Origin of the sequence: Nocardiopsis synnemataformans (assembly GCF_965343085.1) — a bacterium.
GTDB lineage: Bacteria > Actinomycetota > Actinomycetes > Streptosporangiales > Streptosporangiaceae > Nocardiopsis > Nocardiopsis alborubida.
On sequence record NZ_CBDRFA010000002.1, the window covers coordinates 38803 to 53541 of the forward strand.

General features: G+C 72.2%; 15 protein-coding genes. 7 read left to right on the forward strand and 8 right to left on the reverse strand.

The genetic code is table 11. The annotated features are described in order from the left end of the window. Positions 1–166: 166 nt before the first annotated feature. The 5 genes from ACSIH6_RS01235 to ACSIH6_RS01255 all read right to left on the reverse strand — a co-directional run bounded on the left by ACSIH6_RS01235 (position 167) and on the right by ACSIH6_RS01255 (position 4480). Complete coding sequence (locus ACSIH6_RS01235) at positions 167–1267, reverse strand: glycerate kinase family protein (protein ID WP_435105672.1); 1101 nt, start codon at positions 1265–1267, stop codon at positions 167–169. Between the two features lie 52 nt (positions 1268–1319). Further along, positions 1320–1916: a PspA-associated protein PspAB gene (gene pspAB, locus ACSIH6_RS01240; RefSeq protein ID WP_435105674.1), complete on the reverse strand. Its 597-nt coding sequence runs from the start codon at positions 1914–1916 to the stop codon at positions 1320–1322. 145 nt (positions 1917–2061) lie between these two features. Continuing rightward, positions 2062–2982, reverse strand: a complete 921-nt coding sequence (htpX, locus tag ACSIH6_RS01245; protein ID WP_435105676.1) for a zinc metalloprotease HtpX — start codon at positions 2980–2982, stop codon at positions 2062–2064. Between the two features lie 440 nt (positions 2983–3422). Further along, a complete protein-coding gene (gene pspAA / locus ACSIH6_RS01250; protein WP_150253716.1) occupies positions 3423–3701 on the reverse strand; it encodes a PspA-associated protein PspAA in 279 nt (92 codons plus the stop codon). Continuing rightward, positions 3698–4480 (reverse strand): PspA/IM30 family protein, encoded by a 783-nt coding sequence (locus ACSIH6_RS01255; RefSeq protein WP_435105678.1) that lies wholly within the window; start codon positions 4478–4480, stop codon positions 3698–3700. Before ACSIH6_RS01255 ends, pspAA begins: the two co-directional genes overlap by 4 nt. 96 nt (positions 4481–4576) lie before the next feature. Here ACSIH6_RS01255 and ACSIH6_RS01260 point away from each other — a divergent pair, with 96 nt between their 5' ends. The 3 genes from ACSIH6_RS01260 (at position 4577) to ACSIH6_RS01270 (ending at position 7052) form a co-directional block, all read left to right on the forward strand. Continuing rightward, a complete protein-coding gene (locus ACSIH6_RS01260; protein WP_435105680.1) occupies positions 4577–5248 on the forward strand; it encodes a DUF3043 domain-containing protein in 672 nt (223 codons plus the stop codon). Between the two features lie 162 nt (positions 5249–5410). Beyond that, positions 5411–6415 carry an aldo/keto reductase family protein gene (locus ACSIH6_RS01265; RefSeq protein WP_435105682.1) on the forward strand — a complete coding sequence of 335 codons (1005 nt, stop codon included), beginning with the start codon at positions 5411–5413 and terminating at the stop codon, positions 6413–6415. 274 nt (positions 6416–6689) lie between these two features. Then, positions 6690–7052, forward strand: a complete 363-nt coding sequence (locus tag ACSIH6_RS01270; RefSeq protein ID WP_061078537.1) for a DUF1622 domain-containing protein — start codon at positions 6690–6692, stop codon at positions 7050–7052. A gap of 43 nt (positions 7053–7095) precedes the next feature. Here ACSIH6_RS01270 and ACSIH6_RS01275 read toward each other — a convergent pair whose 3' ends face one another. Together ACSIH6_RS01275 and ACSIH6_RS01280 are read right to left on the reverse strand one after the other, a co-directional pair. After that, positions 7096–7560 carry a hypothetical protein gene (locus ACSIH6_RS01275; protein ID WP_435105684.1) on the reverse strand — a complete coding sequence of 155 codons (465 nt, stop codon included), beginning with the start codon at positions 7558–7560 and terminating at the stop codon, positions 7096–7098. Positions 7561–7611: 51 nt separating this feature from the next. Then, positions 7612–7821, reverse strand: a complete 210-nt coding sequence (locus tag ACSIH6_RS01280) for a hypothetical protein (protein ID WP_435105686.1) — start codon at positions 7819–7821, stop codon at positions 7612–7614. A 207-nt stretch (positions 7822–8028) separates the two neighbouring features. On the opposite strand from ACSIH6_RS01280, the gene ACSIH6_RS01285 reads away from it, so the two are divergent. Then, a complete protein-coding gene (locus ACSIH6_RS01285) occupies positions 8029–9024 on the forward strand; it encodes a bifunctional adenosylcobinamide kinase/adenosylcobinamide-phosphate guanylyltransferase (RefSeq protein WP_435105967.1) in 996 nt (331 codons plus the stop codon). A gap of 40 nt (positions 9025–9064) precedes the next feature. Here the strand turns inward: ACSIH6_RS01285 and ACSIH6_RS01290 are convergent, their stop codons facing one another. Continuing rightward, positions 9065–10333 carry an RNA-guided endonuclease InsQ/TnpB family protein gene (locus tag ACSIH6_RS01290; RefSeq protein ID WP_435105688.1) on the reverse strand — a complete coding sequence of 423 codons (1269 nt, stop codon included), beginning with the start codon at positions 10331–10333 and terminating at the stop codon, positions 9065–9067. Positions 10334–10602: 269 nt separating this feature from the next. On the opposite strand from ACSIH6_RS01290, the gene ACSIH6_RS01295 reads away from it, so the two are divergent. The 3 genes from ACSIH6_RS01295 (at position 10603) to lpdA (ending at position 14722) form a co-directional block, all read left to right on the forward strand. Continuing rightward, positions 10603–11361: an adenosylcobinamide-GDP ribazoletransferase gene (locus tag ACSIH6_RS01295; protein WP_435105691.1), complete on the forward strand. Its 759-nt coding sequence runs from the start codon at positions 10603–10605 to the stop codon at positions 11359–11361. 343 nt (positions 11362–11704) lie between these two features. Beyond that, positions 11705–13204 (forward strand): leucyl aminopeptidase, encoded by a 1500-nt coding sequence (locus tag ACSIH6_RS01300; RefSeq protein ID WP_435105694.1) that lies wholly within the window; start codon positions 11705–11707, stop codon positions 13202–13204. A 141-nt stretch (positions 13205–13345) separates the two neighbouring features. After that, positions 13346–14722 (forward strand): dihydrolipoyl dehydrogenase, encoded by a 1377-nt coding sequence (lpdA, locus tag ACSIH6_RS01305; RefSeq protein WP_435105697.1) that lies wholly within the window; start codon positions 13346–13348, stop codon positions 14720–14722. Positions 14723–14739 lie beyond the last annotated feature (17 nt).

Sequence of the window (14739 nt, forward strand, 5' to 3'; positions counted from 1 at the left end):
CCGCACCGGACGGCCGCACGCCGCGACACGGAAGACGCTGGGGACGCGGGAAAACGAGAGGCGGGGGGCGGGTCGGCCCGGAGCCGTCTCCACCCCCCGCCGTGTTCGACGGGGTTCAGCGCCCACTGAGGCCCGGGGTCACCCGAAACCAGGCGTCACCCGGGACTCAGCGGGCCCAGCGGCGGGCGATGTCGGCGGCCAGGGCGCGCAGCTCGTCCGCGGAGCGGGTCATGGCGGCCTCGACCGAGCCCGAGGACTCCACGAGGGAGTAGGTCTCGGTGATCCCGGCGGCGGCCGCCTCGGCGCGGCCGACCTTGACCGCGCCCGCGGTGACGACGCAGGGGACGCCGTGCTTGTTGGCGGCCTGGGCGACGCCGTGGGGCAGCTTGCCTCGCAGGGACTGGGAGTCGAAGGAGCCCTCGCCGGTGATGACCAGGTCGGCCCCCGAGAGGCGCTCGGCCAGGCGCACGGAGTCCAGGACCCGGCTGATGCCCGACTCGACGGTGCCGCCGAGCAGGAGCAGGGCGAAGCCCAGGCCGCCCGCGGCTCCGGCTCCGGGGGTGTCGCGGACGGCGCCCGCGGGGTCGACGCGGTCGGCGAAGGCGGTGAGGGCGGCGTCCAGGCGCTGCACCTGGTCGGGATCGGCGCCCTTCTGGGGGCCGAAGACCGCGCTGGCTCCGTGGATGCCCAGCAGAGGGTTGTCGACGTCGGTGGCGGCGACGACGCGGACCCCGGCCAGGGCCTGGCGGGCCGCGTCGAGGTCGACGTCCCCGGGGCCGGCCAGGGGGCCGCCGCCGTGGCTGAGGCGGTCGGCGGGGGTGGCGCCCAGGGCGGCCAGGAGACCGGCTCCGGCGTCGTTGGTGGAGCTGCCGCCGAGGCCGACGACGACGGTGCGGGCACCGGAGCGGACCGCGTGGGCGACCAGCTCTCCGACGCCGTGGGTGGTGGTGCGGCCGGGGTCTCGGTCACCGGCGGGCACCAGGTGGAGACCGCAGGCCTGGGCGCTCTCCACGTAGGCGGTGTCGCCGTCCAGGAGGTACTCCGCGGTCACGGGCGCGCCGAGGGGGCCGGTCACCTCGGTCCGGTGCACCTTGCCGCCGAGGGCCGTGTGCAGGACCTCGACGAAGCCGGGGCCTCCGTCGGAGAGCGGCAGCAGGTCCGTCGTGGCGGAGGGATCGGTCCGGTGCCAGCCGTCGGCGACCGCCTGCGCGGCTTCGAGGGCGGAGAGGGTACCGGCGAACTTGTCAGGAGCGATGAGGATACGCACCGCACCAGTGTGCCAGGCCACATTTCTCCCGGTGCGGGGTACCCCCGGCTGGTCAGAGGCCGGGCGCCCCGTAGACGGGGAACCAGCGGGAGCGGTCCTCCTCCAGGGGCAGGTCGCGGCCGATGGCGGCCTCGGCCTGGAGTTCCAGGGCGTTGTCCCGGCGGCCGTCGCCGAGGGGGGCGAAGGGGTAGAAGGTGCCGCGCTTGTAGAGGTAGACCAGCCCCAGCGAGCGCGTGCCGTCGGTGAAGCCGACCAGGGAGCACAGGAGCGAGGGCCCGTAGCCGTTGGCCTCCAGGGTGGAGTTGACGGCGTGCAGGTCGGTCACCAGGCCGGTGATGTCGGGGCCGGCGGCCCCGCCCGGCTCTTGGGCGGGTTGGCCGGAGCGGACCACCAGCCAGGTGTAGCCGTAGTCGTCGGTGACCTGTCCGACGGGCGGTCCCCCGTCGGCGTTGAGCAGCTCGGTGACGTCGCGCTCCAGGTCGGCGAAGGCGGCTCCCTCCGTGGCGCGGAAGGCGACGGAGCCGGTGCCGGTGGGCGTGAAGCCCGCGGCGGCCCGCAGGGTGACGGACGCCGAGGGCAGGCCGAACAGGGCGTCGAGGTCGGGCTGGGCCGGTTCGGAGCGCCCGAACAGCGCTCGCCAGAAGCTCATCGTGGCCGGTCCTCTCGTCGTGGTCGTGTCGTTTCCGCGCGGGCCGGATCGGCCCCGCTCCAGGACGGATCGGTACGGCCGCCGTCCGCTCCCGGAGGGAGCGGCCCGACGCGGTCGTCCCCTCCGGAGGCCTCCGCGGACGGGGTCAGCGCCCCTGCCCGAGCTGGCGCGAGATGTCGGACAGCTGCTCCAGCCGCTGCTGCACGGGCGGATGGGTGGCGACCAGCTGGCTGAAGCTGAACCCCTTGCGGGAGGAGGCCGGAGCGAAGAAGAAGGCGTTGAACGGCTCCGCCTGGCGCAGGTCACGGGTGGGGATGCGGGACATGTCGCCGGTGATCTTGGTCAGGGCGCTGCCCAGCACGGACGGGCGCCCGGTGAGGTAGGCGGCGGCGCGGTCGGCCGACAGCTCCCGGTAGCGCGACAGCGCCCGGGTGAGCAGGAAGCTGAGCGCCCAGGCCGCGGCGCTGACGACCACGACGAGCAGGGCGACCACGGCCGGTGCGGGCCCGTTGTTGTTGCCGCGCGTCGCCCCGGCGAACATCGCGAAGCGCAGCCCGGCCTGGGTCAGGAACCCGGCCACGATGCCGAGGAACCCGGCGACGGTCATCACCATGACGTCGCGGTGGGCGATGTGGGACAGCTCGTGCGCCAGGACCGCCTCCAGCTCGGGGCCGTCGAGGCGGCGCATGAGGCCGGTGGTCACGCACACGACCGCGGACTTCTCGTTGTGTCCGGTGGCGAAGGCGTTGGGCACGTCGGTGTCGGCGATCCCCACGCGGGGCTTGGACATGTCCGCCATGGCGCACAGCCGGTCGATGAGGGCGTGCAGCTCGGGTGCCTGCTGCGGGGTGACCTCCTTGGCTCCCATGGCGAACATGGCGATCCTGTCGGAGGCGAAGTAGCTGAACAGCGCGAACCCGACGACGATGACCAGCACCAGCCACACGTTGAGTCCCACCAGGACCAGCCCGACGACGAAGGCCGCGTAGACGAGGGCGAGCAGGCCCATGGTCGTCACCATGCGGGCGGTCAGTCCCCGGTCAGGTCTGAACTTGGATCCGGCCATGCCGTAGTCCTCTCCGCCGACGCGTCGACTGTCTCGGAGTGTAGTTCGCCCAGGTGAGAAAGGGTATGAGGCGGTCCGTCCGCCGCGTGTTCGCCGGTCCTCCCCCGACCGGTCCCGGCCTCCGGGACCGGGTGCGGCCCCTGTTCTCCCCTTGCGCCTCCACCACGTCCAACGGACGGGGGTCCCGCCGGGGTTCCTCGGCCGGGGGCGGCACACGCCACACGACCCCGACCGGAGAGGTGCGCAGGCCCACCCCACACATCACACTGGCACCATTTCTGGCCAGACGAAAGCCGCCGTGACACGTGGTCACGGCGGCCTGGAAACACGCGCGCGGGCACCGAGCACCGCACCGGCCGGCCGAAAACCGGCCCGCCGGGCGCACTCGCCGGTCCGGGCGCACCTGGACGGAGGCGGTGCGCCGGACGGAGAAGCCGGTCCTAACCGGGAATGAGTCCGTCGTCCTGGAGCATCTCCCGCACCTCTTCCATGGTGGCGTCGGCGTGCGGGAGGATGAACTGCGAGGGCTCCAGCGCGTCGGGCGGCAGCGGCCGACCGTCCTCGCGGACCCTCTCCAGGAGGTCGTGCAGGGCACGGCGGAACGTGTCCTCGTCACCCGACTCGATCGCCGACTCCAGCGCGGAGTCGAAGGAGTTGAGCAGTTCGAGGTCGGCGTCGGTGAGGTCGAGCTGTCCCTCACCCATGATGCGGACGATCACGCGCCCTCCCTGTTACCGGTGCCGCCGGTGTTCCCGGCGCCGTTGCCGCCCTCGATCTGGGGGGTGGAACCGCCGCTGCCCTGGCCTAGCTCCATCTTCATGCGCTCCAGCTCGGCGTCGACGCCGGTGGTGCTGGCCATGCGGTCCAGCTCGCTCTGGATGTCGTCCTTGGCGGTGCCGGTGACGTCGTCGAGCGCACCCGAGGCGAGGAGCTCGTCCACGGCGCCCGCGCGGGCCTGCATCTCGGCGGTCTTGTCCTCGGCGCGCTGGACGGCCATGCCGACGTCGCCCATCTCCTCGGAGATACCGGAGAAGGCCTCGCTGATCTGCGTCTGGGCCTGGGCGGCGGTGTAGTTGGCCTTGATGGTCTCCTTGCGCGTGCGGAAGGCGTCCACCTTGCTCTGGAGGCGCTGGGCCGCCATCGTGAGCTTCTGCTCCTCGCCCTGGAGGTTGGCGTGCTGCCCGCGCAGGTCCTCGATCTGCTGGGACAGACCGGAGCGGCGGGTCAGGGCCTCGCGGGCGAGGTCCTCACGTCCCTGGGTCAGGGCGGCGCGGCTCTGGTTCTCCAGCTTGCCGGACTGCTGCTCCAGCTGCTGGATCTGGAGCTCGACGCGCTTGCGGGAGGTCGCGACGTCGGCCACTCCCCGTCGCACCTTTTGTAGGAGCTCAAGCTGCTTCTGGTAAGAGTAGTCGAGCGTTTCCCTTGGGTCCTCGACCGAGTCCAAGGCCTTGTTGGCCTTGGACCTGAAGATCATCGAAAGTCGCTGAAACACGCTCATCGGCGTGGCCGTCCCCTTCTCGGTGCGTACATCGGCTGTTCCCAGCGGGCGCTTTGCCCAACCCTACGCGCTCTGGCCCGCGGTCGCCATAAAGCTATGACCGGCTACCCTGTGGGTGTGTTCCGACGTCGCTCCGCTTCCGCAGCCACGGATCCGGCCTCCGCCGAATCCGCCAGCCCTGAGGCCACTGAGTCCACCCAACCTAAGGGATACACACCCAAGAAGGGTGTGCCCACCCCAAAGCGCAGGGAGTCCGAGGTGGCCCCCCGCCGACCGCTCAAGGCGCCCGAGACGCGCAAGGAGGCCTACCGGGCCTACCGGGACCGTCTCGACCGCCAACGCGGGAGGGGCACCGCGAGTTCCGCGATCAAGGGCGTGCCCAAGGACGAGGCGCGCTACTACCGGCAGCAGGACCTCGGCGAGGCCCGGGCGTTCGCCCGCGACTTCGTCGACTCGCGCCGCAGCGCCAGTGAGTTCTTCCTGCCGTTCTCGATCGTGATCATCGCGCTGCTGTTCGTCAACAACCCGATGTTCCAGATTGGCGTGGCCTACGTTCTGTGGCCGCTGATGATGGTCACCATCATCGCCGAGGGTGTCATGGTGGGCCGCACGGTCAAGAAGCGCGCCGCCGAGTACTTCCCCGACGACTCCGCCATCAAGGGCATCGGGATGTACGCGGCCATGCGCCAGCTCCAGTTCCGCCGCCTGCGCCTGCCCAAGCCGCGGCTCAAGATCCGCGAGGACCCCACGCCCCGCCACACGCGCTGACGCCTCCCACCACCGCCTCCCCGACGACGTGAGCCCGGGCCGGTCACAGCACCGGCCCCTCACTCCCTCCCCGAGTCCTCGCTCCCCCCTCTTTGGGAGCGCTTCCACTCGCGCGGCGCAGAACCTCGCGAACGAGCACAATCCCCCACTAGAGTGCTCGACATGGAATTTCGGCATCTGGGCAACAGCGGTCTCATGGTCAGCGAGATCGCCTACGGGAACTGGATCACGCACGGATCCCAGGTGGAGGAGGACACGGCCAAGGCCTGTGTCCGCGCGGCGCTGGACGCCGGTATCACCACGTTCGACACCGCCGACGGCTACGCCGGGGGCAGGGCGGAGGAGGTGCTCGGCCGCGCGTTGAAGGGCGAGCGCCGCGACGGGCTGGAGATCTTCTCCAAGGTCTTCTGGCCCACGGGCGAGGGCAAGAACGACCGGGGCCTGTCCCGCAAGCACATCGTCCGCAGCGTGGAGAACTCCCTGCGCCGTCTGGGGACCGACTACCTGGACCTGTACCAGGCCCACCGGTTCGACTACTCCACCCCGCTGGAGGAGACCGTGCGGGCCTTCGAGGACCTGGTCCGCCAGGGCAAGGTCCTCTACGTCGGTGTCTCCGAGTGGCGCGCCGAGGAGATCGAGCAGGCGCTCAAGATCGCCGACGAGATGGGCTTCGACCGGATCGTCTCCAACCAGCCGAAGTACAACATGCTGTGGCGGGTCATCGAGCCCGAGGTCGTCCCGCTCTCCGAGCGCGAGGGCGTCGGCCAGATCGTGTGGTCACCGATCGAGGGCGGTGTCCTGACCGGCAAGTACAAGCCCGGCCAGGAGCTGCCCGCCGGTTCGCGCGCCGCCGACCCCGGCGGCGGCCGCTTCCTGAGCGACCAGATGAAGGACCAGGTCCTGCTGGAGCGCGTGCAGAGGCTGGAACCGCTGGCCGCCGAGGCGGGCCTGACGCTGGCGCAGTTGGCCGTGGCCTGGGTGCTGCAGAACCCGAACGTGTCGGCCGCGATCATCGGCGCCTCCCGCCCCGAGCAGGTGGAGGGCAACGTCAAGGCGGCCGGGGTCAGGCTGGACGCCGATCTGATGGCGAGGATCGACGAGGTCCTGGGCGACAGCGTCCAGCGCGACCCGGCGCTGACCAAGAGCCCCGAGAACATCCGCGGCTAGACCGCCACCGGTCCGCACCCTTCGCCGTGATCTTGTACCTGTAGCGAGGTTCGAGCGCCGACACCGGCTGTAAGCACAAGATCATCGCAGGTCAGGACCCCATACCTCCGATCCGTGTTCGACACTGCGGGCCCGGCCGCCCCCAGGGCGGCCGGGCCCGTTCGCGTTCCGGCTGGCCGGGTCGCCCGGTCCGAAGCGGCCGGTCGCCTCCTGGTGTCACGCCGCCAGCCCTGGGTAGCTGCTGGCCCGCACGCACGCGGCACAGAGGGGGCTCATGGACATCGCACACGTCATCGAGGCGGTGGGCACCGCCGTCGACGTCGCCGGGGTCGGCGTCATCGTCGTCGGAGCGCTGGGCGCGACCGCGCTGTTCCTGTACCGGTGGGTCAGCGGACACGGGCTGGACGCGGCCTACCGGCCCTACCGACAGGGGCTGGGCCGGGCGATCCTGCTGGGTCTGGAGCTGCTCGTCGCCGGTGACATCATCCGCACGGTCGCGGTGTCGCCCACCTTCGCCAGCGTGGGGGTGCTCGCCGGGATCGTCCTCATCCGGACCTTCCTCAGCTTCTCCCTGGAGGTGGAGCTGGAGAATCGCTGGCCGTGGCAGGGCCGCCGCTCCCTCTCCGGCACCGGCTGACCCGCGACCAGAGGACCCCGCCGAACGTCCGCGCCCGGGTCGGTCAGCGCGCCATGTCACGGGACAGGTGGGAGCGGTGCAGGCGCCGGGTACGCGCCAGCCGCGCCAGGTCGGCGCGTGTCTGGTGGGACAGCTGGACGTGGAAGTAGTTGACGTGCTCCAGGAGCGCGAAGAGCCACAGGCCCAGGCCCGGCCACACCCTCGTCCACGGGGCGTCACCGATCAGGGCCGCGGCCACCACCGCGCCGCCCGCGAGGAACAGCGGGATGTTGGCCAACCTCAGGGCGCGGAAGAGCGCCATCCCCGCCGGGCGGCGGGCCCGCGTGCGCAGCTGGCGCACCTTGACCCACCAGTAGGCGCTGCCCTCCACCAGCAGCAGGGCGAAGAGAGCGAAGCCGACCAGGTTGGCGGGTGAGGCGGGCACGCCCAGGAGGAGGAACAGCACCACCGCGAACAGGGGGATGTTGACCAGTTCCAGGACCGCCATGTTGCGCAGCGGTGGGATCATGCCTCCATTGTCCCGGACGTTACCGGAGGCCCTCCCCGCCCCGGGCGGGTGCTACTCGACGGGCTCCAGGGACATCGCGTAGACCTCCTTGTCACCGTCGAGCAGGGCGACGCGCCCCACGCCGCCCTCGGCGAGCTCCTGCCAGTTCTCCCCCAGCCAGCTCTCCGCGTCGCCACGCGAGGTGAACGACTCCGAGGGCAGGTCCGCCGCCCCCAGCGGGTCGGCTCCGTCGGCCTCGAAGTACCGCCAGGTCCACGCCATGTTCGACCGCCCCTTCGTCACGGAGGTCACAGCACCGGTCACCGTGATCCTGGCCCGAGCTTAGCCAAGGCTTGGCGGATGATGCTGTTTACTTTTTTGGTGCGTATCCGTTTTCTCGGGACAGCCGGGCACTCGGGGTGGCCCGCCCCCCAGTGCACCTGCGCCTCCTGCAACAAGGCCCTCGCCGAGCGCCGACTGCCCCTGCGCGTGACGGTGGACGACCGCTTCCGCGTCCGCGAGGCCGGGGCGGTCGGCCCGGTGCCCCCTGGGTACTCGGTGACCCCGACCCCCGACGGCGTCCTGGTCGAGGGCCCCGACGGGGGCAGGCTGATGTACGCGCGCACGGGCCCGGGTCCCCTACCCGGGGTCCCCCCTGTGGAGGCGCGCGCCGAGGGCTCCTCCGGCTACTCCTCCACCCGCCCCGAGCAGCAGGTGGACATGGTCATCGTGGACGCCGCGCAGCGCCCGGAGGTCATCGGCGAACTGCGCCGCTCGGGCGTGATCGGGGTGACCACGGCCGTCGTGGCGGTCGGCGGCGACCACCGCGTCCGCTCCCCCGAGGAGTTCGCCCGCCGGGCCCGGCTGTGGGGCGCCCTGGTGCCGGGTGACGGACAGGTCCTGTCGTGCCCTCCGGTGGTGTGGCCGGAGTCGCGACCGCGCGGGCCGCACCGGACCCTGGTGACCGGGGGCGCGCGCTCGGGCAAGTCCACCGAGGCGGAACTGCGCCTGATGTCGGAGCCGAAGGTGCTGTACGCGGCGACCGGTCCGGTACCCGACCCGGTCGCGGACCCGGACTGGGCCGACCGGGTGGCCCGGCACGTGCGGCGCCGCCCCTGGTGGTGGCGCACCGAGCAGAGCACCGACCTGGCCGCGCTGCTCAAGGGCGCCCGGGGCGCGGTCCTGGTGGACTGCCTGGGCACCTGGCTGACCTGGGTGATGGGTGAGGCGGGGCTGTGGGAGGAGAGCCCTCCCCCCGACGCGGAGGACGAGGTGGAGGTGGCGGTCCACGGACTGCTGGAGGCCTGGCGTTCCACCCAGGCCTACGTCGTGGCGGTCACCAACGAGGTGGGGTCGGGCGTGGTGCCCGCCACCCGCGCGGGGGGACTGTTCCGCGACCACCTGGGCCGGTTGAACCAGTGGATCGGCGCCGAGTCCGAGGACGTGGTGCTGGTGACTGCGGGCCGCGTCCTGGAGCTGTCTTGACTTCCTCCCCCTCCTCGAAGGAGGGGGATTCCGACCGAACCTAACAGTCCGGTGCCGCTCGCGCGGCCACCCTCACGGGCCCGGTTTCCTGCTTCGACGCCGACCGCGGAAGGGAGAACCCTTGCCGACTCACACCAGCTCCACAGGTATCACCAGGGTTCTCCCTGGCTGCGACTCGACCAGCCGCAAGAACGTTCTTCGCCGCGTTGAGATCCCGATCATGCCGGGTGCGACAGGAAGGACACATCCACACCCGGGTGCCCAACGAAAGCTTGTCCAGCAGATACCCACACGCAGAGCAGGTCTTGCTGGAAGGAAACCACCGATCCACCACCACCAGCGTGCGGCCCGCACGTGCGGCCTTGTACTCCAGTTGGCGGCGGAACTCACCCAGGCCAGCGTCCAGAACCGACCGGTTCAGCCCCGCCTTGGCATGCACGTTGCGGCCCGGGGCTTGGGTGCTACCGCGCGCGCTGGCCGTCATGCCCCGCACGTTCAGGTCCTCGATCGCGATCAGGTCGTGCTCACGCACCAAACGCGTGGTGGTCTTGTGCAGGAAGTCAGCGCGGGCGTGGCGGACCTTGCGGTACGCGGCCGCGACTTTGCGCTTGGCCTTACCGCGGTTGGCCGAGTCCTTCACCTTGCGGGCCATGCGCCGCTGGTACCGCTTGAGGTTGCGGGCCTTGCGCTCCAGATGGCGAGGGTTGGCAATCTTCTCGCCCGTGGACAGGGTCGCGAAGTCCTTCACCCCCAGGTCCACACCCACCTCGACCCCGATGTCCGGTACGGGGGCAGGGGCGTCGGTGTCCACGGCGAAGGTGACATACCAGCGCCCGTCCGCCTCACGCGAGACGACCACCGTGGTCGCCTCCAGCGACGCGAGGTCCACGTCGTCGAAGGACCAGGCCACCTTCAGCGGCCTCTTGTGCTTGGCCAGGAACAACTCACCGTCGCGGAGGCGAAACGCCGACCGGGTGTAGTGCGCCGACTGCCGCCCCTGCCGGGTCTTGAACCGGGGGTACTTGGCGCGGCCCGCGAAGAAGTTCGCGAACGCGCTGTGTTGGTGGCGCAGGATCTGCTGCAACGGCACCGAGGACACCTGGGACAAGAACGCCAACTCCGGGGTTTTCTTCCACCCCGTCAGCGCCTGGTCGGTCTGCTTGTACGACGTTTTCTCGCCGCGCTGGTAGGCGGTGTGGCGGTCAGCGAGGGTCCTGTTCCAGACCAGGCGCACGCATCCGAACGTGCGGCCCAGCTGAGCCGCTTGTTCGGGGTCCGGGTAAGCCCGGCACTTGTACGCCGTCCGCACACGGCAAAAATTACACCAAGGGAGAGCATGGGTAAGGCACAACGGGAAAAGTGCGGGCTGCCTGCCCGGATTCCTCCCCGGCCTGAAGGCCGGGACATCCTCCGGGAGATTCGGTGAGCGGTGCCGCCGGTCCCCCTCCGGAAGACCCTTCCTCGGACGGGCCTCCCTCGAACGGCTCCCCGGCGGACGCTCCTCCCCCGGGCGGCTCCGCGCCGGGCCGTTCCTCCCCCGGCCCCTCCCGCGCCGCCGACGCGGTCGCGGGGGCCCGGATGGCGCTGGGGACGTTCACCGTGTTCCCGGTGCGCGCGGGGCGGCTGGACCGCCGCGTGGCCGGGTGGGCGATGGTGTGGGCGCCGGTGCTGGGCGCGTTCCTGGGCGGCCTCACCGGCGCCGCGGCCGTGCTCGGGACGGCGGTCGGCCTGTCCGCCGCGCTGGCGGCGGTGCTCGCCGTCGGGCTGGGGGCGCTGCTGACGCGGGGGCTGCACCTGGACGGCCTGGCCGACCTGGCCGACGGGCTGGGCAGCGCGCGTCCGGCCGAGGGCGCCCTGGAGGTGATGCGGCGGTCCGACATCGGTCCGTTCGGCGTGGTCACCCTGGTGATCGTGCTCGCCGCGCAGGCCCTGGCCCTGGGCCAGCTGGCGCAGGCCTCGACGGAGGCGGCGCTGGCGGGCGCGGCGGCGGCCGGGGCCGCGGGGCGGCTGGCCGTGACCCTGGCGTGCACTCCGCGCGTGCCCTCGGCGCGGCCCGAGGGGCTGGGCGCGTTCGTGGCGGGGACCGTGCGCCCTCCGGGCGCGCTGCTGGCCGCCGCACCCGTTCTGCTGGTGTGCCTGGCGGGCTGGGCGCACGCTCCGGGGTTCGCGCTGGCCTGCGTGCTCGCCGCGGCGGCGGGCCTGCTCGCGGCGGGCCTCGTGCTGCGCCGGGCGGTGCGGCGGCTGGGCGGTGTCACGGGCGACGTGCTGGGCGCGCTGGCGGAGACGGCGGTGACGACGGCGCTGGTGGTGGCCGCGGCGGCCGCGGCCCGGCTGTGAGGACCGGCACGGGGATTCACGGCCCCGGTCCGCGGGCCGTGCGGCGTCCCACCAGGCGGTTTCCTACCAGCTGGTAACCCAGCCAAGGGTTCCCGATGTCGCGATCATCACATTTTTTCACACAGGTTTCACGGTTCTCCCACGCGGGAATGCGGAGTCCGCCCCGGAGGCGGCCCACGGCACCCTTCACCGGCGGCCAGAGGCACCCTCGCCGCGCGCGCGGGCCGGAGCCGACCCCGCACACCCCCGGCTCCCGCGACCCCCCGCAGCGCCGCGCCAGGGCCCCCGCGGACCCGGGGCGCCGCGTCCCCGCCGGGCGCGCGAGGCGACTAGCATCGGGGACGTGAGCACGTCGTTGTCAGTAAATACGGAGTCCCCCAGTTCGCTCGACGCCGACGCGGTTGTCGTCGGTTACCACTCCGGAGGCGATGCTCCGGAGCCCGCGTCGGGCGCTCATGACGTCGATGCCGCCTTCTCCGGCGGCCTCGCCCAGACCCTGTCGCTCCTGGGAGCGAGCGGCGCCCCCGAGGAGGTGCACACCCTTGCCTCCCTCGGAGCCGTCAAGGCCCCGGTCGTCGTCGCGGTCGGTCTCGGCCCGGCGCCCGCCGAGGGCCCCGTCGACCCCGACATCCTGTCCCGCGCCGCCGGTGCCGCGCTGCGCTCGCTGACCTCGCGTCCCGAGGGCGCGGGCCGCGTCGTCCTGGCCCTGCCCGCCGGGACCGCCGCCGAGGCCGGCGCCGTCGCCCTCGGTGCCCGTCTCGGTGTCTACGGCTTCGACCGGTACCGCACCGGCGCCAAGGACAAGCCCGCCGCCGAGCTGGTCCTGGCCAGCTCCACCGCGGACGCCGCGGACGCCGCCGAGCGCGCCGCCGTCCTGGCCGAGGCCGTCAACCTCGCCCGCGACCTGGTCAACACCGCACCGGCCGACCTGGTCCCCGAGGACCTGGCCGCCACCGCCCAGGAGATCGCCCAGCAGTCCGGCCTGCGCGTCGAGGTCCTGGACGAGGCCGCCCTGTCCGAGGGCGGCTACGGCGGCCTGACCGGCGTCGGCCAGGGCTCGGCCAACCCGCCCCGCCTGGTCCGCCTGGCCCACAGTCACCCCGAGGCCACCAGGACCGTCGCCTTCGTCGGCAAGGGCATCACGTTCGACTCCGGCGGCCTGTCCCTCAAGCCCGCGGGCTCGATGGACTGGATGAAGTCCGACATGGCCGGCGCCGCCTCCGTGCTCGCCGCCATGCGCGCCATCGCCGCCCTGAACCTGCGGGTCAACGTCGTCGGCTACCTGGCCGTGGCCGAGAACATGCCCAGCGGCACCGCCCAGCGCCCCTCCGACGTGCTGACCATCTACGGCGGCAAGACCGTCGAGGTGCTCAACACCGACGCCGAGGGCCGCCTGGTCATGGCCGACGCCCTCGTGCGGGCGCAGGAGGACGAGCCCGACCTGGTCGTGGACATCGCCACCCTGACCGGCGCCCAGCTGGTCGCGCTCGGCACCCGGGTGTTCGCGGTCATGTCCAACGACGACGAGGCGCGCGACCGGATCGTCGCCGCGGCCGCCGAGGCGGGCGAGGCCTCCTGGCCGATGCCCCTGCCCGAGGAGCTGCGCGCGGGCCTGGACTCCGCGGTCGCCGACATCGCCAACGTGGCCGGCGAGCGCTGGGGCGGCATGCTCTCCGCGGGCGTCTTCCTCAGGGAGTTCATCGAGGAGGGCGTCACGTGGGCGCACCTCGACATCGCCGGCCCGTCCTTCAACCAGGGCGGTCCGCACGGCTACACCCCGAAGGGCGGCACCGGCGCGGGCACGCGCACCCTGGTCCGCATCGCCGAGGAGTACGCCGGGTAGCACCCGCCCAGGGGGCGGCCCTCCCCGAGCCGGAGCGCCGCCCCTCCCGGCCACCGCGGCCGCGCACACCCTCCCTCCGCCCGTGCGGGGCCCGGCCGCGGCCCACCACCCATCACCAGCCACAACAAGGAGTTCGTTCCCGTGAGTGAGAGCGGCGGCACCTTCGACCTCGTCGTCCTTGGCGGCGGCAGCGGCGGCTACGCGGCGGCACTGCGCGCCGCGGAGCTGGACATGAGCGTCGTCCTGATCGAGAAAGACAAGCTCGGCGGCACCTGCCTGCACCGCGGCTGCATCCCCACCAAGGCCCTGCTGCACTCGGCCGAGGTCGCCGACTCCGCCAAGGAGAGCGAGAGCTTCGGGGTCAAGGCCACGTTCGAGGGCATCGACATCGAGGCCGTGCACACCTACAAGGACAAGGTGATCGGCGGCCTGTTCAAGGGCCTGACCGGCCTGGTCAAGTCGCGCGGGATCACCGTCGTCGCGGGTGAGGGCAAGCTCACCGGCAAGGACGAGGTCACCGTCGACGGCACGGTCTACAAGGGCCGCAACGTCCTCCTGGCCACCGGTTCCCAGCCCAAGACCCTGGGGCTGGACATCGACGGCGAGAAGGTCATGACCAGCGACCAGGCCCTCGACCTGGACCGCGTGCCGGAGTCGGTCATCGTCCTGGGCGGCGGAGTGATCGGCGTGGAGTTCGCCAGCGTGTGGCGCTCCTACGGCGCCGACGTCACCATCGTCGAGGCCCTGCCGCACCTGGTGCCGGTGGAGGAGGAGTCCAGCTCCAAGCTGCTGGAGCGCGCCTTCCGCAAGCGCAAGATCAAGTACGAGCTGGGCACCCCGTTCGAGTCGGTCAAGACCACCGGCTCCGGCGTGACCGTCACCCTCAAGGGCGGCAAGACCCTGGAGGCGGAGGTCCTGCTGGTGGCCATCGGCCGCGGGCCGGTCTCGGAGGGCCTGGGCTACGAGGAGCAGGGCGTCACCCTGGACCGCGGTTTCGTCCAGGTGGACGAGAACCTGCACACCGGCGTGGGCAACGTCTACGCCGTGGGCGACCTCATCCCCACCCTCCAGCTCGCCCACGTCGGCTTCGCCGAGGGCATCTTCGTCGCCGAGCACATCGCCGGGCAGAACCCGCCCGCGATCGACTACGACGGCGTCCCCCGCGTCACCTACTGCGAGCCCGAGGTCGCGTCCGTGGGCCTGACCACCAAGGTCGCCAAGGAGCGCGGACACGACGTCGTGGAGATGAACTACAGCCTCGCGGGCAACGGCAAGAGCCAGATCCTGCAGACGCAGGGCGCGGTGAAGGTCATCGCCGAGAAGGACGGCCGGGTACTGGGCGTCCACATGGTCGGCAGCCGCGTCGGCGAGCTGATCGCCGAGGGACAGCTGATCTACAACTGGGAGGCGCTGCCCTCCGAGGTGGCCCAGCTGATCCACCCGCACCCGAGCCAGTCCGAGGCGCTGGGCGAGGCGCACCTCGCGCTGGCGGGCAAGCCACTGCACGTCCACGACTGACCGCACCACCGGGGGCG

Coding starts and splice junctions, on each gene's coding strand:
- pspAB (WP_435105674.1), bottom strand. CDS start 1,916: ATGAGCTTCTGGCGAGCGCTGTTCGGGCGCTCCGAACCGGCCCAGCCC.
- htpX (WP_435105676.1), bottom strand. CDS start 2,982: ATGGCCGGATCCAAGTTCAGACCTGACCGGGGACTGACCGCCCGCATG.
- ACSIH6_RS01255 (WP_435105678.1), bottom strand. CDS start 4,480: ATGAGCGTGTTTCAGCGACTTTCGATGATCTTCAGGTCCAAGGCCAAC.
- ACSIH6_RS01260 (WP_435105680.1), top strand. CDS start 4,577: ATGACCGGCTACCCTGTGGGTGTGTTCCGACGTCGCTCCGCTTCCGCA.
- ACSIH6_RS01265 (WP_435105682.1), top strand. CDS start 5,411: ATGGAATTTCGGCATCTGGGCAACAGCGGTCTCATGGTCAGCGAGATC.
- ACSIH6_RS01270 (WP_061078537.1), top strand. CDS start 6,690: ATGGACATCGCACACGTCATCGAGGCGGTGGGCACCGCCGTCGACGTC.
- ACSIH6_RS01275 (WP_435105684.1), bottom strand. CDS start 7,560: ATGATCCCACCGCTGCGCAACATGGCGGTCCTGGAACTGGTCAACATC.
- ACSIH6_RS01280 (WP_435105686.1), bottom strand. CDS start 7,821: ATGGCGTGGACCTGGCGGTACTTCGAGGCCGACGGAGCCGACCCGCTG.
- ACSIH6_RS01295 (WP_435105691.1), top strand. CDS start 10,603: ATGGCGCTGGGGACGTTCACCGTGTTCCCGGTGCGCGCGGGGCGGCTG.